This window comes from Martinezella hainanensis (assembly GCF_900094555.1).
Lineage (GTDB): Bacteria > Pseudomonadota > Alphaproteobacteria > Rhizobiales > Rhizobiaceae > Rhizobium > Rhizobium hainanense.
On sequence record NZ_FMAC01000001.1, the window covers coordinates 410026 to 429278 of the forward strand.

General features: G+C 58.6%; 17 protein-coding genes. 8 read left to right on the forward strand and 9 right to left on the reverse strand.

The window, feature by feature from the left end:
• Positions 1 to 16 precede the first annotated feature (16 nt).
• The 4 genes from GA0061100_RS01950 to GA0061100_RS01965 form a co-directional block, all read right to left on the reverse strand.
• Positions 17 to 1210: an NAD(P)/FAD-dependent oxidoreductase gene (locus tag GA0061100_RS01950; RefSeq protein ID WP_075850929.1), complete on the reverse strand. Its 1194-nt coding sequence runs from the start codon at positions 1208 to 1210 to the stop codon at positions 17 to 19.
• A gap of 82 nt (positions 1211 to 1292) precedes the next feature.
• Entirely contained in the window at positions 1293 to 1850 is a 558-nt protein-coding gene (locus GA0061100_RS01955; protein WP_075850930.1) for a lytic transglycosylase domain-containing protein, read from the reverse strand.
• A 266-nt stretch (positions 1851 to 2116) separates the two neighbouring features.
• Positions 2117 to 2878: an N-acetylmuramoyl-L-alanine amidase gene (locus GA0061100_RS01960; protein WP_075850931.1), complete on the reverse strand. Its 762-nt coding sequence runs from the start codon at positions 2876 to 2878 to the stop codon at positions 2117 to 2119.
• Positions 2875 to 3585, reverse strand: coding sequence for a J domain-containing protein (locus tag GA0061100_RS01965; protein WP_069612546.1), 711 nt, complete (start codon positions 3583 to 3585; stop codon positions 2875 to 2877). The genes GA0061100_RS01960 and GA0061100_RS01965 overlap by 4 nt, the downstream gene beginning before the upstream one ends.
• A 278-nt stretch (positions 3586 to 3863) precedes the next feature.
• Here GA0061100_RS01965 and GA0061100_RS01970 point away from each other — a divergent pair, with 278 nt between their 5' ends.
• From GA0061100_RS01970 to GA0061100_RS01980, 3 genes are all read left to right on the forward strand, one after another.
• Positions 3864 to 5075 carry a pyrophosphate--fructose-6-phosphate 1-phosphotransferase gene (locus GA0061100_RS01970; RefSeq protein WP_075850932.1) on the forward strand — a complete coding sequence of 404 codons (1212 nt, stop codon included), beginning with the start codon at positions 3864 to 3866 and terminating at the stop codon, positions 5073 to 5075.
• Positions 5076 to 5215: 140 nt separating this feature from the next.
• The gene (locus GA0061100_RS01975) at positions 5216 to 5851 is read left to right on the forward strand and encodes a LysE family translocator (RefSeq protein ID WP_075850933.1); all 636 of its coding nucleotides are present in this window, start codon (positions 5216 to 5218) and stop codon (positions 5849 to 5851) included.
• Positions 5852 to 5985: 134 nt separating this feature from the next.
• Positions 5986 to 7152, forward strand: coding sequence for a lytic transglycosylase domain-containing protein (locus GA0061100_RS01980; RefSeq protein WP_075850934.1), 1167 nt, complete (start codon positions 5986 to 5988; stop codon positions 7150 to 7152).
• Positions 7153 to 7178: 26 nt separating this feature from the next.
• Here the strand turns inward: GA0061100_RS01980 and GA0061100_RS01985 are convergent, their stop codons facing one another.
• Positions 7179 to 8567 carry a serine hydrolase domain-containing protein gene (locus GA0061100_RS01985; RefSeq protein WP_075850935.1) on the reverse strand — a complete coding sequence of 463 codons (1389 nt, stop codon included), beginning with the start codon at positions 8565 to 8567 and terminating at the stop codon, positions 7179 to 7181.
• 192 nt (positions 8568 to 8759) lie between these two features.
• Here GA0061100_RS01985 and GA0061100_RS01990 point away from each other — a divergent pair, with 192 nt between their 5' ends.
• From GA0061100_RS01990 to GA0061100_RS02010, 5 genes are all read left to right on the forward strand, one after another.
• Positions 8760 to 10007, forward strand: a complete 1248-nt coding sequence (locus GA0061100_RS01990) for a BtaA family protein (RefSeq protein WP_075850936.1) — start codon at positions 8760 to 8762, stop codon at positions 10005 to 10007.
• On the forward strand, positions 10004 to 10678 hold the full coding sequence (locus GA0061100_RS01995) for a class I SAM-dependent methyltransferase (RefSeq protein ID WP_083961252.1): 675 nt from the start codon (positions 10004 to 10006) through the stop codon (positions 10676 to 10678). The genes GA0061100_RS01990 and GA0061100_RS01995 overlap by 4 nt, the downstream gene beginning before the upstream one ends.
• A 214-nt stretch (positions 10679 to 10892) precedes the next feature.
• Positions 10893 to 11684: a glycoside hydrolase family 25 protein gene (locus GA0061100_RS02000; RefSeq protein ID WP_075850937.1), complete on the forward strand. Its 792-nt coding sequence runs from the start codon at positions 10893 to 10895 to the stop codon at positions 11682 to 11684.
• Between the two features lie 79 nt (positions 11685 to 11763).
• Positions 11764 to 13008 carry a lytic murein transglycosylase gene (locus GA0061100_RS02005; RefSeq protein ID WP_075850938.1) on the forward strand — a complete coding sequence of 415 codons (1245 nt, stop codon included), beginning with the start codon at positions 11764 to 11766 and terminating at the stop codon, positions 13006 to 13008.
• A 155-nt stretch (positions 13009 to 13163) separates the two neighbouring features.
• A complete protein-coding gene (locus GA0061100_RS02010) occupies positions 13164 to 14090 on the forward strand; it encodes a DMT family transporter (RefSeq protein WP_075850939.1) in 927 nt (308 codons plus the stop codon).
• A 414-nt stretch (positions 14091 to 14504) separates the two neighbouring features.
• Here GA0061100_RS02010 and metF read toward each other — a convergent pair whose 3' ends face one another.
• From metF to GA0061100_RS02030, 4 genes are all read right to left on the reverse strand, one after another.
• Positions 14505 to 15407, reverse strand: a complete 903-nt coding sequence (metF, locus tag GA0061100_RS02015) for a methylenetetrahydrofolate reductase [NAD(P)H] (RefSeq protein WP_075850940.1) — start codon at positions 15405 to 15407, stop codon at positions 14505 to 14507.
• 1 nt (position 15408) lies between these two features.
• Positions 15409 to 16434: an ArsR/SmtB family transcription factor gene (locus GA0061100_RS02020; RefSeq protein ID WP_075850941.1), complete on the reverse strand. Its 1026-nt coding sequence runs from the start codon at positions 16432 to 16434 to the stop codon at positions 15409 to 15411.
• 190 nt (positions 16435 to 16624) lie between these two features.
• Entirely contained in the window at positions 16625 to 18274 is a 1650-nt protein-coding gene (ettA, locus tag GA0061100_RS02025; RefSeq protein ID WP_075850942.1) for an energy-dependent translational throttle protein EttA, read from the reverse strand.
• A 126-nt stretch (positions 18275 to 18400) separates the two neighbouring features.
• Positions 18401 to 19147, reverse strand: a complete 747-nt coding sequence (locus tag GA0061100_RS02030; protein WP_075850943.1) for a ribonuclease T2 family protein — start codon at positions 19145 to 19147, stop codon at positions 18401 to 18403.
• Positions 19148 to 19253 lie beyond the last annotated feature (106 nt).

Sequence of the window (19253 nt, forward strand, 5' to 3'; positions counted from 1 at the left end):
TTGTGAAGAGCGGATGTCAGTTGCGGAAATGCGCTGAGAAATCCGTGCTGTAGCCTTCGTCCTTGATTCGACCTGCGAGCAGCAGCTCCGCCCCGAGCCTGCCGATTTCATCGGAACTCTTGGCAGCCGTGCCGCAGCCGCCCGTCAGAACAGCAACGCGCGGCGAAGAGGTGTAGCCGATCATGGGGTAGCCGCTCGGCGAATAGGAGACAGCGCAGGAATTGGTAAAAGCCGGTGGTCGTTTTACGCCGGGAACGAGCCGGTGGAATATCCGCACCAGATGCTCGCGCGCCTTGTCACGGCCGGCTGTGCGGAACCATGCGCGCAGCTCCGCCTCGGTCGTGAATTGCAGATCGTCGGGATCGCCGCCGATCTTCATGTAATATTTGCCGTCCGGATAGCGGATCGGCGGCAGCATATAGATGCTGTCCACATCATCAGCTGATTTAGATATCAGCGACGGCATGCCGGAAAGCGCTTCAGCCTCCGTCTCGCTGACCTCGAAGAAAGTAACCGTGCGGCCATAAACCTTCATCTCAACCGGCTGCTGCAAGAGATTCTCGGCAATGGAGAAACCGCCGGCTGCGAGCAATATCTTTTCGGCGCTGAATGTCTCGCCCTCGGCGGTCGTCACGACTGCGAGGCCGCCCTCGGCGCGGATCGACAGCGCCGTCTGCTTGATGACGCGCGCGCCGGCTTTTTCCGCCAGCAGAGACTGCGCCTTCACCAACCGGCGAGGACTGATATGACCTGCCCCACGCGGTTCAAAGACACCTTCGCTTCCCAATGCAAAGGAGAAGAAGGGAAACTTATTCCCAAGCTCCGCATCGCCGAGGATTTCCGTTTGAACGCCGAGCCGGTCGGCGGCTTCGAGGACGTCGTCGACATAGGTGGTTTCCCCGCCCCGTTTCGGACCGGTGACGAGGCAACCGACCGGCGCATAGAACTGGATGCCGCTATCCCGTTCGATTTCCGCATAGCGGCTGATCGAACGGTTCGCTAGGCGGGCCCAATCGGCATCGGGATCGATCGTCCGGGTGATGCGGCCCTCGTCGTAATGGCTGCCGAAGACACCCTGATGGCTGGCGCGATCTTCAGGTTCATCCGGTCCGATGACGGCGATGCCGTCCGTTTGGTTTGTCAGGTGACGGGCAGCCGCTGCCCCCATCATGCCCCGGCCAACGACGATGAACCTGAAATCCGCTGCCATGCTATGATCCTCGCAAACAATAGTGGTTCGATAGCATGGAAGACGATTCCGCCCTACCCCGTAATTCCTGACGCAGCGGACGTCAGTCCAGAAGCGCCAGTACCTTGCCGCAATAGCGCTTCGAGATCGGGTTCATGCGCGTGGCGCCGTGGCCGGCATTGTATTTGAGGATGGTGTTGCAGGTCGGACCGCCACCGAGATCCTGCGCCATGGCCAGGTATTTCATGCCGAATCTGATATTCGTCTCGGGATCGTAGAGCCCCTTGGCCCCTCCGGTATATCCCATCAGCCGGGCGGTTGCCGGCTTGATCTGCATAAGTCCGATCTCACCGGCACTGCCCCGGGTTTTCGGATTGAAATTGCTTTCGATCTTGACGACGGCGGTCGCCAGTTCAACGGCAACGCCATTCTGCTTGGCATATTTGGCAATCAATGCGGAATAACGATTTTGCCGTGCGAAGGAGGTGTCTGCATCGCGCAATTCGGCGGGAACATTGGGAACCGGAAAGCCGGTAGTGCGGCTGACGATCTTGAGAGGAACCGTTTTCTGCTTTGCATGACGCTGGCCCGCAAAGGCACAATCATATCCCGCCAGCAGCACGCCCACGCATGCTGCAGCCGCAACAATCAAATTTTTCATGTAGTCTTTTGTCTCCAGGGGCGGGACCGCGGACGGCACAAGCTGTCACGTCCGGCTGGAGGCAAAAAGAGCCGCCGGAATGCACAGTCCCCATTAGTCGTCTACGGCCGCGCGACACACAAACCCAGACGGCGCGACCGCCGTTCAGCGAGCGTCGTTAGACCAATGCAATGCGGAGATAATAGGGAAAAGATGTGGCGTAGCAGGGAGTTACGCTTTTTTGCATCAATAGCCGGCTATAAAGACGGACGACAAAGCTGCAAGAGCTAGGAATAACGGGGCAGCGCCGACAGGAGACGATGCAGCGTATCAATCGTCGAAAAATCGGCGATACCATCGATACGCTCAGGCCGGAAATGCCGCTGGAAGGCTTCGACCTCGCCTTTCAGCTTTTCTGAGAATTCGCCATTTATTTCAGTGCCGTAACCATAAAGAGACAGCATGGACTGCAAAGCCTCGATCGGCTGACCTACATCGCCCTTCTGGAAGAACCGTCCGCCGGTGATCGAAGCCGGCTCAACCCAATGCCCGACACCTGCCGCAGCCAGCCGCGCCCACGGGAATTTTTCACCCGGATCGACCTTGCGCACAGGCGCAACATCGGAGTGTCCAAGCACACGTTCTGGCGCGATTGCCCAGCGTTGGCCGCAATCGCGACACAGTTCGATCACTGCTTCGATCTGCGCATCAGGGAATTCAGGCAGTCCGCCGGGATGGCCGGCATTGGCGATCTCGATGCCGATCGACGATGAATTGATATCGGTCTCGCCATGCCACGAGCTCTTGCCCGCATGCCAGGCTCGGCGCTCTTCGGGAACAAGCTGCATGACGCGCCCATCCTCGAAGACGAAATAGTGGCTCGAAACCTGGCTCTCCGGACGACAGAGCCAATCGAGCGCACCCTCGGCCGTACCCATACCGGTATAATGCAGGAGGATGATATCTGGCCGACGCCCATCCCGCCTCTCGCCATGGTTCGGCGAAGGCTGCACATGGGCGCGAGCGAAATCGGCCTTGAATGCACTCATGCTGCGCGGCGTTCTTTCTCGATCTCGGCATAAGCCGCATTCAGAGCCGCCATACGCTCATTGGCGATGGCATGGAACTCTTCCGGCACCCCACGCGACACAAGGCGATCCGGGTGGTTCTCGTAGACGAGGCCATGGTAGCGACGACGGATCGTCGGGAAATCGTCCTGGCGCGACACGCCGAGCACCTTGTACGGATCGCGACCGCCAACGTTGACATGACGGGCCATGATCTGCTCGAACCGCTCTTCGCTCATGTGAAAGATCTCGGCGACATGCTGAAGGAAGTCCATTTCCTTCTCATGGATCAGACCATCTGCCTTGGCGATATGGAAGAGACCATCGAGCACGTCTTCCAGCACAGGACAATTCTTCGTGCAGGTTTCGCAAAGAGAGGACAGCCGCTCCGCATAGGCTTCGTAACCGGCCACATCTTGACGCGCCAGATTATAAAGACGGGCGACGTTTTTCGCTTGATCGGGCGGAAATTCGAAGATCTCGCGAAACGCATTGACCTCGTTTTCCGTCACAACGCCGTCCGCTTTCGCCATCTTGGCGGAAAGAGCGATTATCGCGACGGAAAATGCCACCTTACGGCGCGTTTCCGGATCGCCTTCAAAGACGGTGCGAATGGCTTCGACGACCGCCGACAGGGCATTGCCGGCAGTGCTACCGATAGCATTCAGCAATTTTTCCCAGAACGACATGCCGGTCTCTATATCCTACTGAAACAGTAGAACACCTTGATCAAATAATGCCTATCAATGCAAGCAGTCCATTCGTCGCAAGTCCGAAAACACTTTTCACAATTTGGTAATGATGCTGCAGATGCGAACTGTCGTTCAATCGCCCTCGCCCGGCTTTTGAAGACGAAACAAACCGCTGTTTTCTTAAATTCTTTACTTTACACCCCTGCCCGCCTGTCGCATCCATTTCCACCGCAACCATTGAAATGAAGCAGCTTGACTGCAAGGAGGATCCCCCCATGGCCAAACAGAAAGTCGCAATGCTCACTGCCGGTGGATTGGCGCCCTGCCTTTCGTCTGCCGTTGGCGGGCTGATTCAGCGCTATAGCGACGTGGCGCCTGATCTCGACATCATCGCATATCGTTCTGGCTACCAGGGAGTTCTGCTGGGAGACAGCATCGAGGTGACGCCGGCCATGCGTGAACGCGCCTATCTGCTGCATCGCTATGGCGGCTCGCCGATCGGCAACAGCCGCGTCAAGCTGACCAACATCGCAGACTGCGTCAAGCGTGGCCTGGTCAAGGAAGGCGAAAACCCGCTGCGCGTCGCAGCCGAGCGACTGGCTTCCGATGGCGTGACCATCCTTCACACGATCGGCGGCGACGACACCAACACGACTGCCGCGGATCTTGCCGCCTATCTCGGCGCCAACGGCTATGATCTGACCGTCGTCGGCCTGCCGAAGACCGTCGACAATGACGTCGTGCCGATCCGCCAGTCGCTCGGCGCCTGGACGGCCGCCGAAGTCGGCGCTGACTTCTTCGACAATGTCAGCAACGAACAGACCGCGGCACCGAAAACGCTCGTCATTCATGAAGTGATGGGCCGCCACTGTGGCTGGCTGACGGCAGCGACCGCACGCGCCTACATCCAGAAGACCAGCGCCAATGAATATGTCGACGGCTTCATGATGAATGCCGAACTTAAGCGTATCGACGGCCTCTATCTGCCGGAAATGGTCTTCGACATCGAGGCGGAAGGCGAACGTCTGCGCGCGATCATGGAAAAGACCGGCCAGGTGACGTTGTTCGTTTCAGAAGGCGCAGGCCTCGACGCGATCGTCGCAGAACGCGAAGCCTCAGGCGAAGCCGTCAAGCGCGATGCCTTCGGCCATGTGAAGATCGATACGATCAATGTCGGCGGCTGGTTCCAGAAACAGTTCGCAGCAATCATCGGCGCAGAACGCTCCATGGTACAGAAGTCAGGCTATTTCGCACGCTCGGCGCCGGCAAACGGCGAAGACCTTCGCCTGATCCAGGGCATGGTCGATCTTGCCGTGGAAAGTGCGCTGAATAAGGTATCGGGCGTCACCGGACATGATGAAGGTCAGGGCGGCAAGCTTCGCGTCATCGAATTCCCGCGCATCAAGGGCGGCAAGGCCTTCGATATTTCCGCTCCCTGGTTCGCTAAAGTCATGGACCATATCGGGCAGAAATACACACAGGTCTGACTCATCGGTGACCAACCGGACTGATCTGTGATCAAACGGTCTGATTGATAATCAAGCGGCCGGATTGACAATCAAGCGGATTGACGGATCGCAAATCCGATGTCTTTGCTGGCGGCGGAAGAGGAATTGAGGAGGATTCTATGTCCATCGAAACCTGGCTCGCTTTCGCCGCCGCGTCCTGCATCATGCTGGCCATACCGGGTCCGACCATTCTCCTTGTCATATCCTATGCGCTTGGCCACGGCCGCAAGACGGCGCTGGCAACGGTGACTGGCGTCACGCTTGGCGATTTCACCGCGATGACCGCATCGCTTGCCGGTCTCGGCGCCCTTCTTGCCACATCAGCGACACTATTCACGATTCTTAAGCTGATCGGCGCAGCCTACCTCGTTTTCCTCGGAATCAAGCTCTGGAGAGCCCCGATTGTGAAGGGTCCGCTGGGCGACAATGACAATCTCCCAGAGGAAAAACCGTTAAAAATTCTCTTACACGCATATGTTGTGACAGCCCTCAACCCGAAGAGCATCGTCTTTTTCATTGCGTTCGTTCCGCAATTTCTCGACATGTCAAAACCATTTCTTGAGCAAACGCTTATTCTAGAGGCAACTTTTCTGACTTTGGCGGCCTTGAACTCGCTCATTTACGTGTTCGTCGCCGACATGGCACGCGGCTTCATTCGCAAGGCAAGCGTGCAACGCGCCGTTAACAGAACGGGCGGAACCCTGTTGATTGCAGCCGGCGCAGTGACCGCCGGATACCGTCGGATGGCCGCCTGAGGCGGTGCAGGGTTGCGGGGCGATCACGGATAGGTTAATGGGGATTCATAATTTTATCGATCCTGTGACCGAATTTGGCGGTCCTGTGGCCGAATTGCATCGAAATTAGGTTTGGTTTTTTCGAAAGTGACAGAATGGTAACGATCGGATTTCCCAGCCTGAAGCGCAGCGTTGCCTTATCGGCAATGATGTGCGGCGCTCTTGCCGGGTGCGCAAGCACTCAGCAGCAACAGACGTCTCAGGCAGAACTCCCGTCGGCACACACCAACGTGCCGCATCCGAATACGACCCTAACCGCAACTGGCACAGCCGCGCCCGCAGGCGGCGTCGCAATAGCGGCAGTATTGCCGACCTTCATCGGTCCGCAGCGGCCGCAACAGACGGCAATGGTAAAGTCCGGTCGCGTTGTTCCGGGTGCGGCAAATGTTGCTGCTGCAGCGGTAAGCCAGCAGCAGATGGACGCAGCACAGGGGCGCTTCGGCGCGCCAGTAGCAAATGCTGCCAATCAGGGTACGGCCGCAATCGCAGCTGCGACGGGTGCGCCTGCCGCCGGTACATCGACGGCTGCGGCCTACGCGGCATCCGATGTGCCCCTGGTGCCTTCCGTGGTTGCAATTCCCATGCCCAATCCGGCACGCCCCGGCGATGCCGCGCTCACGCCGGTTTCCGCATCCACGGCCCAGGGCGAGCCGACCATTCCGATGACATCGGATGTGGCAGCCATTCAAGTCGCAGTGCCGACGCCGCGTCCAGATTCGATGGCACAGGCAGAAGTCGCCTTCGCCACCCCCGCTCAGATCGGCGTTCAGCGCTATGCGGACAACCGCATGCATTACGACTTCAATTTCGACAGCAGCGGCCCGACGGTCGTTCCGGCTGTCATGACCACCACCAACACGCCGAATTACGATTCCGATGTTCCGGCCGCGGAAAAGAGCTACGTTTCGAAGCTCATCCAGAAATACGCCAAGCTCTACGAAATTCCGGAATCCTTGATCCATCGCGTCGTTCACCGCGAAAGCCGCTACAATCCGAAGGCCTATAACCGCGCCGGATATTTCGGCCTGATGCAGATCAAGTACAATACGGCCAAGTCGATGGGCTATGAAGGCCCGGCGTCCGGCCTCCTTGATGCCGAAACCAACATCAAATACGCCGCCAAATATCTGCGCGGCGCTTGGATGACGGCCGACAGCAAGGCAGAAAACAAGGAAGCCAATGCGGTCCAGCTCTACGCTCGCGGCTACTACTACGATGCCAAGCGCAAGGGCCTGACGGACGTCGCCAACGGCAATTACTGATCTATCGGGATATTGTGAAAGCCGGCCTACGTGGAGGCCGGCTTTATCACATCCATGATCCGCTTTACCAGGATTTGCGGCCGATAATCCGCCCAGGTCGGCGTCAACCCCATCCGCACGACAACAAGATTGGCAGACGGCACGATTGCGATCGTCTGGCCGTCGTGACCGGTCATCCAGAAGGTATCCGCAGGCAGGCCAAATTGCGCATTGGAGCCGCCGGGGCCGGCAAGCCAGGCTTGAGCCTGCGAGTAAACGCCCTCGGAAGCCTTCGTTGGCGTGCGCATGGCACCGACAAAACCTTCCGGCAGCAGGCGGTGCCCATTCCAAACCCCATCCTGCAGCAGAAAGAGACCAAAACGTGCCCAATCGCGGGCGTTGGCGTAAAGATAGGAACTGCCGACGAAGGTGCCGCGCTCGTCGGCCTCGAAAACGGCGCTGTACATGCCGAGCGGCCCGAAAAGTGCTTCACGCGGATAGGAGATGGCAGCGCTCAGATTGGGCAGCCGGTTCATCCAGAGGCGCGAAAGCAGCGCCGCCGTGCCGCTGGAATAGCTGAAACGTTCGCCAGGGGCAGCCAACTGATGCGCGTCGGCTGCGATACTGGTCACGTCCGGGTCGAGGTAGAGCATACGCGTCACGTCCGACACGGTGCCATATGACTCGTTGAAGGCAAGGCCGCTCTCCATGGCGAGGAGATCGCTGAGCTTGATATCCTTGCGTGGGTCCACGCTCCATTGCGGCAGAAGATTCTGATCGTCGAAGGACATGCGGCCAGCCAGCATCAAGCGACCGATGATGGCTGCATTGACGGTCTTCGTCATGGACCAGCCGATCAACGGCGTTCCCTTGCCGAACCCGTCGCCATAAGTCTCGGCGACGATGCGGCCATCCTTGACGACGACGATTGCGCGCATGGCAGGCCCGGCGAGGTCAGAATTCGATACGATATTGGCAAGCTTCGTCCCTTCGTCGCCCTGGCCAAGGTTTACCGTATCCCCATCCGGCCACACGGCATCACTCTTCGGCGCCTTGACCTTGTTGAGAAAGACGGCGCTGCGAGCCGCCTGCAGATCGCCGTCCGGCACCAGCGCACAGCCAAGCGCACCGCGATAGAGCGCACGGTTCGGCGCAAACAATCCGAGGAAGCGGGCCGTGACAACTCCTTCCTCTCGGTCCACATAGACTCGAATGAGTTTCAATGCGGGATTGCCGGGAGCCTGCACATCCTCTTCCAGTACCTTGTCCGGGTCTCGCTTGGCGACGAACGTGTTGGAGCAGACAATCTTTGCGGCATAGCCATCGCCGACCTTGAGCAATTCCGGCGGATAAACAGACAGCCAAATGGCCCCGCCGGCGACAATGATCAGCAGCAAAACAATAAGAGCCCCGATCACTCTCGATATCAAACGCATGTTGCATACCCTCCAAAAAGGTAGGCGGAGACAATCAGGAAACGTAACAAGATGAAAGGCCTATCGTGATGGCAGCCCGTTAAATCTGCGTAACGGTCCATTTCCGCGAAATCTGCCAACAGCCCGCGTCATCAGACTGTAGCATTGGCGGGTTACACGCCCTGAACTTCACAAATCGGTGACAAGACTCAGATGACGGAATTCGCCCCGGATGCCGGTCTCCAAAAGAACCGGAAACTCAAGGACGCTCTGCTGCAGCACAAGGCACTGTCTAAAGCTGGCCTCTCCGAGCGCCTGTTCGGGATGTTGTTTTCCGGCCTCGTCTATCCGCAGATCTGGGAAGATCCGGATATCGATATGGAGGCGATGGAGCTGCAGGCGCATCATCGCATCGTCACCATCGGTTCGGGCGGCTGCAACATGCTCGCCTACCTCTCGCAAAATCCTGCATCCATCGATGTCGTCGATCTCAATCGCCACCATATCGCACTGAACAAGCTGAAGCTTGCGGCTTTCCGTCTGCTTCCCGGCCATGCGGACCTGGTGCGCTTCTTCGGAACGCCTGACATCGCGGCCAATAGCCAGGCCTACGACCAATTCATCGCGCCGCGCCTCGACACGGCAACCGCCAACTACTGGGACGGCCGCGATCTCTATGGCCGTCGGCGCATCACGGTTTTCAACCGCAATATCTACAAGACCGGCCTTCTCGGCCGCTTTATCGGCGCCGCCCACGTTCTTGCGCGCCTTCACGGCGTTCGCCTCGCCAAGATGACGGAAGCCCGCACCATGCGCGAGCAGCGCCAGTTCTTCGAAGAGGAAATCGCACCGATCTTCGACAAGCGCGCCGTTCGCTGGCTGCTCGGTCGCAAGAGCTCGCTCTTCGGCCTCGGCATCCCGCCGCAGCAGTATGATGAGCTTGCAAGCCTTGCGGGCGACGATTCCATTTCGGCCGTGCTGAAACACCGCCTGGAAAAGCTCGCCTGTCACTTCCCGATGCGCGACAATTACTTTGCCTGGCAGGCATTCTCGCGCCGCTACGCTGCCCAGCACCAGGGTCCCCTGCCCACCTATCTCAAGCCGGAACACTATGCCGCGATCCGCGCCAATGCCGATCGTGTCGACGTGCATCACGCCAATTTCACCGAGCTTCTCGCTTCCAAACCGGCAGCCTCGCGCGATCGCTACATCTTGCTTGATGCGCAGGACTGGATGACCGACGAGCAGCTCAATGGCCTCTGGGCGGAGATCACCCGCACGGCGCGCGAGGACGCCCGCGTCATCTTCCGCACGGCTGCGGAAAAGAGCATCATTGAGGGTCGTCTTTCTCCAGCGATCCGCGACCAGTGGGTCTATTTCGAAGAGCGTTCGCAGGAGCTCAATGCTCGTGACCGCTCGGCCATCTACGGCGGCTTCCACATCTACGGGAAAAAAGCGTGAGCCAGGCGGATACAGGCATAGAAACCAGCGCAAACAACCACGCCAAGCTGATGGACGGCATGTACCGCTATCAGCGTCACATCTATGACCTGACCCGCAAATATTACCTGTTCGGACGCGATCGAACGATCGAACAGCTGAATGTGCCAGTCGGCGGCTCGCTTCTGGAAGTGGGCTGTGGCACGGGTCGCAATATGCTGCTCGCCTATCGACGCTTCCCCTCCTCTCGGCTCTACGGCCTTGATATCTCGCAGGAAATGCTGATCTCGGCGCGTGCCAATTTCCGCGGCTTGAAGCAGATGCCGGACTTCCGCGTCGCCGATGCCACAGCCTTTTCGCCGGCCGATTTCAACGTAGGCGGGTTTGATCGCGTGATGATTTCCTACGCGCTCTCGATGATCCCGGACTGGAAGAATGCCATCGACGCTTCGCTCGATGCGGTCGCACCCGGCGGCGAGCTTCATATCGTCGATTTCGGCCAGCAGGAAGGATTGCCTGGTTGGTTCCGTGCCATACTCAAAGGCTGGCTGAAGAAATTCCACGTCACTCCCCGCGCCGATCTTCTGACGGTGCTCGAAGAAAAAGCTGCAGCGCGAGGCATGTCGGTGAAAACCGAAAGGATCGGCCGCGGATATGCCTGGCGGGCGGTGGCAACCCGGCACGGCGCTTGAGCGGCGACAGATTCCAGCGCAAAATCCGGCCTCTGAAGGCACCAAGCATAAGAATTTGCTTGAAGATAACGCATTTTTTACGTTGATATGGTGAATAAAGTGGCAAGATCAGCTGGCAACAGTCTGGTCTGCCGCTCTTTCGGATTATCGGGGACCATATTACGGAAGCCAAGTCTTGGGGCAGCAAGATCACTCGCGCCATAACAGGATATCCATGCGTCGGCTTCTGGCATGCCTACTGCCGCTCGCCCTTTTCTTGAATGGCTGCACGACGGGCTATGATGCCCTATCGACGGCGGCTCTTCCCAAGACCAGGTTCGCCGATACGAAACCCCAGGATTTCGGCCGCGATCATCCCGAGCGTCACCCCATCCATGGCATCGATATTTCCAAATGGCAGGGCGATATCGATTGGAAAGCCGTCAAGGGTTCCGGTGTCGCCTTCGTTTTTATCAAGGCGACGGAAGGCAAGGATCGGATCGATCCTCGTTTCACCGAGTATTGGAATGAGGCGAGCGGTGCGGGACTTCTGCACGCGCCCTATCATTTCTTCTATTTCTGCTCCACGGCCGACGAGCAGGCCGATTGGTTCATCCGCAATGTACCGAAGGATGCCATGGCGCTTCCTCCAGTCGTCGACGTTGAATGGAACCCCGGCTCCCCGACCTGCAAGACCAGGCCGGCTCCCGAAACGGTGCGAACGGAAATCAAGCGGTTCATGGATCGCCTTGAGGCCTATTATGGCAAGCGCCCGATCATCTATACTTCGGTCGACTTCCACCGCGAGAATCTTGCCGGCTATTTCAAGGATTATCACTTCTGGGTCCGCTCGGTCGCCAAGCATCCGAAAGAGACCTATGCAGACCGCAGCTGGGCCTTCTGGCAATATACCTCGACGGGAGTCATCCCCGGCATCAAAGGCCCGACGGACATCAATGTTTTTGCCGGCTCCGAGCAGAACTGGCAAAACTGGGTGGCGGCAGTAGAGAAGCAGGGAAATTCTTAATACTGAGCCCATTTCACTCTTGCTTATGTCACAATCTTCTGTGAAAGCGACCCTATTCTATCACTAGGAAGGATCGCTCATGGATCGTCACACCATTCGACGCGGCGCTCTTGCGTTGCTCTTCGCTTCCGCCATGACCGGTACGGCATTGGCTCAAAGCGCGGCTCCAGCCGCAGTGCCGCCGGCGAGCAGCGACGCAACGCCAAAAGCAGCCTGCGGCGGCGATCTCGCGGCTTTTCTGGCCGGCGTAAAGGCTGAGGCGATTGCCGGTGGCACGGATGCAGCCGCCGCCGACAAGGCCCTCGCCGGCGCGCAGATCGACCCTAAGGTCCTTGCCATGGACCGTAATCAGGGCGTCTTCCGCCAGACCTTCCTGGAATTCTCGCAACGCACCGTCAGCCAGGGCCGCCTAGACATCGGCCGTCAAAAGATGAAGCAATATGCCGACGTCTTCGCAAAGGCTGAACAGGATTATGGTATTCCTCCGGCCGTAATCACAACCTATTGGGCAATGGAAACAGATTTCGGCGCTGTTCAGGGCAATTTCAACACCCGCAACGCCTTGGTCACCCTCGCTCATGATTGCCGCCGGCCGGATTCTTTCCGCCCGCGACTGATCGCCCTGATCAAGATGGTGCAGGACGGCGACGCTGATCCGGCAACGACGACCGGCGCGTGGGCTGGGGAAATTGGCCAAACGCAGATGCTCCCGCCCTCGATCATTGCTTACGGCACCGATGGCGATGGCGATGGCCACGTCAACTTAAAGACCAGCGCGCCTGACGTGATTCTGACCACGGCAAAATTTCTCCAAAGTCTCGGCTTCGTTCGCGATCAACCCTGGCTGCAGGAAGTTTCAGTACCAGACAACCTGCCTTGGGAAAAATCCGGCATCGGCGGCACGTTGACGGCCGGTGACTGGTTCAAGCTCGGCGTCAAGCCGCGTGACGGCAATACGAATTTCGCCTCGCTGCCGGCCGCGCTTATCATGCCGCAGGGCCGCAAAGGCCCCACCTTCCTGACCTATCCGAACTACAATGCCTTTCTCGGCTGGAACCAGTCCTTCATCTACACGACCTCGGCAGCCTATTTCGCCACCCGCTTTGCTGGCGCTCCGCCCTATAACAAGGGCAACCCCGAGGCAGGCCTCAACGATGTCGACATGAAGGCGCTTCAGACCAAGCTCGTCGCCCGCGGCTACGATGTCGGCAAGATCGACGGCATTCTGGGTTCCGGCACGCGTGTCGCCATCCAGAAGGAACAGTTCCGTCTGGGGTTGCCGGCAGACGGCTGGGCGACGGCGGCGCTGCTCAACGCGCTCTGATTTCTCCCATAGATCGATCGAAAAGGCGGCTCCTGGCCGCCTTTTTTGTATCTGCCCCTCGTAACCGTGAGCATCCACAACCTCAAAGCAGCAAGAAACGGGTGGAGAGCCCGCACTCTTCCGGTTTAGATGCATCGAAAGAGAGGAGAGATGTCATGAATGGCGAACATCGAATGAGCGCTTCGACCTGGGGCCTTCTATTGTTGCTTGGACTGATCTGGGGCGGCTCGTTCTTTTTCGCACGCATCGCGGTTCACCATGTGCCGCCTTTCACGCTCGTCCTGCTGCGTCTGTTCTTGGCGGCGGTGGCGCTGCACGTCTACCTTGCCGGTCGCCTTGGCATCTATCAGTCGCTGCGGCAGCACTGGCGGCAATTTCTGCTGTTGGGCTTGATCAACAACGCGATACCACATGCGCTGATCTTCTGCGGCCAGACGCAGATGGGCGCCGGGCTTGCATCCATCCTGAACGCGACGACGCCGATGTGGACCGTGTTGATCGGCAATCAGCTGACAACGGACGAGCGCCTGACATCGGCCAAGCTGGTTGGCTGCCTCACCGGTCTACTCGGAACGATCGTGTTGCTCGGCCCGAGCGTTACAAGCAGCGGCTCCGTTCCCTTCTGGGCGCTATCATTGCCGATCCTCGCGGCGATCTCCTACGGATTTGCAGCGATTTATGCCAAACAGTTCAAAGGTATAGCGCCGCCGGTTGTGGCAGCGGGCCAGTTGACGGGCTCCTCGCTCATCATGCTGCCGGTCGCGTTGGTGATCGACCAGCCTTGGACGCTCGCCACCCCTCCGCTGGCGGCGATTGCCGCCATTCTCGGCCTGGCGCTGCTATCGACCGCCTTCGCCTATATTCTCTACTTTCGCATCATCGAGCTTGCCGGCGCCACCAATACCTCGCTCGTCACACTGCTGGTGCCACCAAGCGCACTATTGCTCGGCTTCCTCTTTCTCGGCGAGCGGATGGGTCCTGCGGAAATCACCGGCATGCTGCTCATAGCAGCAGGTCTGCTCGTCCTCGATGGACGGCTTTTCATGTGGATGAAACGCGGCGCCAGAACGCACGAAACATGATCTCGTGCTCCACTCGGATGGTCCGCAGTCACAGCATATTAATATTTATTCACAGCCCGTCATTGAGCCAACAATCGACATTTATAAATCAATATCAAATCGTTGCCGCAAGTTCATCAATCACGTCGCGAACTCCATGCCGCGCCGCAGCATCGAATGTTCTTTCCAAACAACACATTTTCGACATAAAATTTAACGGCTGACTGAGGAGGAAGACATGGGATTAACGCGATCCATCAACGTCCTTGTGGTCGGTGCGGCCTTCGCTTTCGTCGTGACGATGCTTTTCATCTGATGGCTTTAGTGAAATTTGCAGACGACCAAACTCCGAAAAGCTAACAAAACCCCTGTTTCACTAGAAAAGCGCATGTCCAGGCCGGACATGCGCTTTTTTATTAGCGTGCGCGGCACACTTTAGGCGGCGGCCCCGGCCCGTGCGTCCACCTTACGCTCAAGACCCAGCCGTTCGAGCACGGCAGAAACCAGCGCTGAACGGTTCATCGTGTAGAGATGAAATTCGTGAATACCACGGCGCATCAGGTTCTGAATCTGCTCGGCAGCAACGTCGGCGGCAACTCTGGCACGCTCTTCGGTATTCTCTTCCAGACCATCGAAACGCTCGTCGAGCCAGGACGGAATATTCGTGCCGCAGGCGCCGGCGAAGCGCTTCAGTTGAGTCAGATTCTGGATCGGCATGATACCCGGCACGACCGGAATCTCGATGCCAGCCGCACGGACGCGATCATGATACCGCTCGAAAGCATCATTATCGAAGAAGAACTGGGTCAGCGCCCTGTCGGCACCGTTTTCCGCCTTGCGCTTCAGCATGTCGATATCAGCTGCCGTATCGCGGCTTTCCGGATGCTTTTCCGGATAGGCGGAGACGGAAATATCGAAATCGCCGCGCTCGCGCAAAGCCTGCACCAGTTCCGCAGCATTGGCATAGCCGCCCGGATGCGGCTGATAGGCTGCACCGACACCACCCGGCGGATCCCCGCGCAGGGCGACGAAACGGCGAACCCCCGCAGCAAGAAACTCGTCGATCACCCGATGCGTATCCTCGCGCGTGGCACCGACGCAGGTCAGATGCGATGCTGTCGTGAACGGCGTCTCATGGATCATTTTGCGTACAGCGGAAAGCGTCGGCGCCTTGGTCGAGCCGCCTGCCCCATACGTGACTGAAACGAACTCAGCGTCCCAATCGCTGAGCTCCTCAACGGTGTTCCACAGCTGCTGCTCGGCCTCTTCCGACTTCGGCGGAAAGAACTCGAAGGAGATGCGGATACCGTCATTACGGCTTTCTGATCTCGAAGACATGTCAAACTCTCCCGGCAAGAATGGGGGATGACTGGTGGCCTTGGTCGGACGCAATCAGCAACCGCGGGTCGCGCGCCAGCCAGATGGTGACGGTCAGCGCTTGACCGCCTTCCCTCCCCGAATGAAGGTCCTGTACGCGCTCGACATCCAGCCCCGCCAGTTTCAGCCAATCCGACATGGTCTGATGCGAGAAGCCGAGACGCAGATGCGCATGCTCGTCACGCAAATATTCAAGCCCGTGCGGCGCGAGGTCGATGATGACAAGCCGCCCGCCGGGCCGCAGCATTCGCGCCGCCTCGTTAATGGCGATCTCAGGCTGATCGAGGAAATGCAGCACCTGATGGATGGTAATGAGGTCGAAATCCTGCTGTTCGAGCGGCAGGTTGAAAATATCGCCATGACGTACGGAGGCGCTTGTGATGTTGGCCCGGTCGAGATTGGCACGCGCAACCGCCAGCATGTCGCGGCTGGCGTCGATGCCGATGGCGCGGCGGTAATGGCCGGTCAGAAGCTGCAGCATCCGGCCCGTGCCCGTGCCGAGATCGAGGAAGGAGTCGATCGGCTGTGGGCCGATTAGATCGATCAGCGCCTTATCGACATCCTCATCGGCGACATGGAGACGCCGCAGCTCATCCCATTCGGCGGCGTTGCGGCTGAAATAGGCCTGGGCGCGCTCCGCCCGAACACGCTTCACCGAAGAAAGCCGCTCGCCATCGCGCAACAGCACCGTATCCTTCTCGGCGGTGTGGCGCAGCAGAGCGCGCGCCAGCGTCACCGCCTTGCCCTCTTGCTTCAGGCGGAAATATGCCCAGGCGCCTTCCTGATAGCGGTCGATCAGGCCTGCCTCCCCCAGGAGCTTCAGGTGTCGGGAAATACGAGGCTGCGACTGGCCGAGAATTTCGGTAAGATCGGTCACCGTGAGATCGCCGGCGGCGAGGAGTGCGAGAAGACGCAGCCGCGTCGGTTCGCCGACCGCCTTCAGCACATCCACCACATCATCCAAGCCAAGTTTAACCAGATCCGTCATTCCACACCCAATCAAGATATAAAGATATCTTTATGTGATTTGGGCGCGATCTGCAAGAGCCAATCGCTCGCGACGCTATTTCGACGTCGGAAATCTGTTAGTTTCTGACGAAAACGGAATATCCGGTTACGCCGATAGGCAAACAAAAACCCCGGACAAGCCGGGGTTTTCGAAGAGCGAAACCGAGAGCCTAGCGCGTCAGTCGCTTGTGTGCCTGGCTGCCCGGATTGAGGGCATCGGGGCCGAGGCGGCGGATCTTGTCCTGCTCGTAATCTTCGAAATTGCCCTCGAACCATTCGACATGGCCTTCGCCTTCAAAGGCCAGGATATGCGTGGCCAGACGGTCGAGGAACATGCGATCGTGGCTGATGATGATGGCGCAGCCGGCGAAGTTTTCGAGCGCGCTTTCCAGCGCCCCCAGCGTTTCCGTATCGAGGTCGTTGGTTGGTTCGTCGAGCAGAAGCACGTTGCCGCCAGCCTTCAGCATCTTGGCCAGGTGAACACGGTTGCGCTGACCGCCAGAGAGATTGCCGACCTTCTGCTGCTGGTCGCCGCCCTTGAAGTTAAAGGCGCCGCAATAGGCGCGCGAATTCATGTCGAACTTGCCGAGCTTGATGACTTCGGCGCCGCCGGAGATTTCCTCCCAGACCGTCTTATTGCCGTCAAGCGCGTCGCGGCTCTGGTCGACATAGCTGAGATGCACCGTCTCGCCGATGCGGACCGAGCCGGAATCCGGCTTTTCCTGCCCCGTGATCATCTTGAACAGGGTCGTCTTGCCGGCGCCGTTCGGACCGATGATGCCGACGATGCCGCCCGGCGGCAGCTTGATCGACAGATCGTTGACCAGCGTGCGACCTTCGAAACCCTTGGTGATGCCTTCCATCTCGATCACCACCTGGCCGAGACGCTCGCTGACCGGAATGATGATCTGCGCATCACCAGGACGCTGATTTTCGGCAGCATCGACCAGTTGTTCGTAAGCGTTGATACGCGCCTTGGACTTGGCCTGACGGGCCTTGGGGCTGGAGGCAATCCATTCCTGTTCGCGGCTGATCGCCTTCTGGCGGCCAGCTTCTTCGCGGGCTTCCTGCTGCATGCGCTTGGCCTTGGCCCGCAGATAGGCGGAATAGTTGCCTTCGTAGGGAATGCCACGGCCGCGATCGAGTTCGAGAATCCAGCCGGTAACATTGTCGAGGAAGTAGCGGTCGTGGGTGATCATCATCACGGCACCCGGATAGTCGCGCAGGTGCTTTTCCAGCCAGGCAATGGTCTCGGCGTCGAGATGGTTGGTCGGTTCGTCGAGCAGCAGCAGGTCCGGCTGCGAGAGAAGCAGGCGGCATAGCGCGATACGGCGGCGCTCACCACCGGAAAGGCTGGTGACTTCGGCATCGCGCGGCGGGCAGCACAATGCTTCCATCGCCATCTCGACCTGACTTTCCAGATCCCAGAGATTCTGGCTGTCGATGATGTCCTGGAGCTTGGCTCCCTCTTCCGCCGTCTCGTCGGAATAGTTCATCATCAATTCGTTGTAGCGATTGAGGATTTCGGTTTTCTTGGCAACGCCTTCCATGACGTTTTCGAAAACCGTCTTGTTGGGATCGAGCTGAGGCTCCTGCGCCAGGTACCCGATGGTCGCGCCTTCGGCCAGCCAGGCCTCGCCGGTATATTCCTTGTCGAGGCCGGCCATGATGCGCAGCACCGTCGACTTACCCGCGCCGTTCGGACCGAGAATACCGATCTTGGCATCGGGGTAGAAAGAGAGATGGATATTCTCAAGGATCTTCTTGGCGCCATAGGCCTTATTCAGACCCGACATATGATAAATGAACTGACGTGCCATAGCTTGGGTTACTCCACGGGCGGATAACATTGCGAATTGTGCCGCTATGTAGGCGAAACCCGGCCCTCGGGCAACGGCGAAACCTTGTCCGAGGGCATTTATCCGCGTCGCAAAGAGCGGATTAGGCTAGAAACCAGCCGCATCCACCACGCCGCGATCGCAGCCGAAGGAGGTGCTGCCGGCGCCCTGGATCAATTTGCCGAGCCGTGGCTCGTTGCCTTGCAGGGGATCGATCGCATCTTCCGAGAGACCGATGGTCAGCTCAGAAATCATCCTGACATTGCCGACCCGGCGGCAGCTCATCTTGATGCGTGCATTGGCACCCTCGCCGAAGCTCTGGTCGAAGGCGGCCTTGATACTTTCGGCATCCAGCTCCTTGCCGATATTCTGCGCGAAGAGATCACGCACGGCCGACCCATTGAGCTCGGCAATCAGGCCGGCGGCGATGGCGAAATACTGGTCGGCGCTGAGCTTCGTGCAGGTACCGTGCTTGATCCACTCATGCCGCTCGAGGCCGGATTGCGTGCCCGGCATCACCTTGTCGAGCTTCGTCTTGACGTCCTGGGAAAGCTGCACAGCAGGCAGGTCCTTCCAGTCGCGGCCACGATCCGCCTGCTTCAGATCCTCGGAAACATCGCAATATTCCTGCCGCATCGGCCAGAGGCCGTGCAGCGAGAAATTCGTCGCATCATGATTGTCCGACGACTGGTTCCGGCATTCCGCCTTTTTCTGGTTCGTCTCACAAAATGCCGGCTCCCAGCTTGCCGCCAGGATAAAGCGTGTCCGCCCGCGACTATGCTCCTGCGCCATGGCGCCCGTCACGGTGCCGATCAAAAGGATTGCAACCGCGAATACCCGAAGCCAATGCTTCATTCCCTGCCTCCAACTAGAACATTATGGGAACAAATAAGCAGTTTGCTCGAAAGCGCGCAATCCTGAATCGCAGCGCTCGGAAAGATTTATTTCTGTGAGCTTCGGC

What these genes read in the sequence shown, in the direction of transcription:
- GA0061100_RS01950 (WP_075850929.1), bottom strand. Translation starts at nt 1,210, where the DNA reads ATGGCAGCGGATTTCAGGTTCATCGTCGTTGGCCGGGGCATGATGGGG.
- GA0061100_RS01955 (WP_075850930.1), bottom strand. Translation starts at nt 1,850, where the DNA reads ATGAAAAATTTGATTGTTGCGGCTGCAGCATGCGTGGGCGTGCTGCTG.
- GA0061100_RS01960 (WP_075850931.1), bottom strand. Translation starts at nt 2,878, where the DNA reads ATGAGTGCATTCAAGGCCGATTTCGCTCGCGCCCATGTGCAGCCTTCG.
- GA0061100_RS01965 (WP_069612546.1), bottom strand. Translation starts at nt 3,585, where the DNA reads ATGTCGTTCTGGGAAAAATTGCTGAATGCTATCGGTAGCACTGCCGGC.
- GA0061100_RS01970 (WP_075850932.1), top strand. Translation starts at nt 3,864, where the DNA reads ATGGCCAAACAGAAAGTCGCAATGCTCACTGCCGGTGGATTGGCGCCC.
- GA0061100_RS01975 (WP_075850933.1), top strand. Translation starts at nt 5,216, where the DNA reads ATGTCCATCGAAACCTGGCTCGCTTTCGCCGCCGCGTCCTGCATCATG.
- GA0061100_RS01980 (WP_075850934.1), top strand. Translation starts at nt 5,986, where the DNA reads ATGGTAACGATCGGATTTCCCAGCCTGAAGCGCAGCGTTGCCTTATCG.
- GA0061100_RS01985 (WP_075850935.1), bottom strand. Translation starts at nt 8,567, where the DNA reads ATGCGTTTGATATCGAGAGTGATCGGGGCTCTTATTGTTTTGCTGCTG.
- GA0061100_RS01990 (WP_075850936.1), top strand. Translation starts at nt 8,760, where the DNA reads ATGACGGAATTCGCCCCGGATGCCGGTCTCCAAAAGAACCGGAAACTC.
- GA0061100_RS02000 (WP_075850937.1), top strand. Translation starts at nt 10,893, where the DNA reads ATGCGTCGGCTTCTGGCATGCCTACTGCCGCTCGCCCTTTTCTTGAAT.
- GA0061100_RS02005 (WP_075850938.1), top strand. Translation starts at nt 11,764, where the DNA reads ATGGATCGTCACACCATTCGACGCGGCGCTCTTGCGTTGCTCTTCGCT.
- GA0061100_RS02010 (WP_075850939.1), top strand. Translation starts at nt 13,164, where the DNA reads ATGAATGGCGAACATCGAATGAGCGCTTCGACCTGGGGCCTTCTATTG.
- metF (WP_075850940.1), bottom strand. Translation starts at nt 15,407, where the DNA reads ATGTCTTCGAGATCAGAAAGCCGTAATGACGGTATCCGCATCTCCTTC.
- GA0061100_RS02020 (WP_075850941.1), bottom strand. Translation starts at nt 16,434, where the DNA reads ATGACGGATCTGGTTAAACTTGGCTTGGATGATGTGGTGGATGTGCTG.
- ettA (WP_075850942.1), bottom strand. Translation starts at nt 18,274, where the DNA reads ATGGCACGTCAGTTCATTTATCATATGTCGGGTCTGAATAAGGCCTAT.
- GA0061100_RS02030 (WP_075850943.1), bottom strand. Translation starts at nt 19,147, where the DNA reads ATGAAGCATTGGCTTCGGGTATTCGCGGTTGCAATCCTTTTGATCGGC.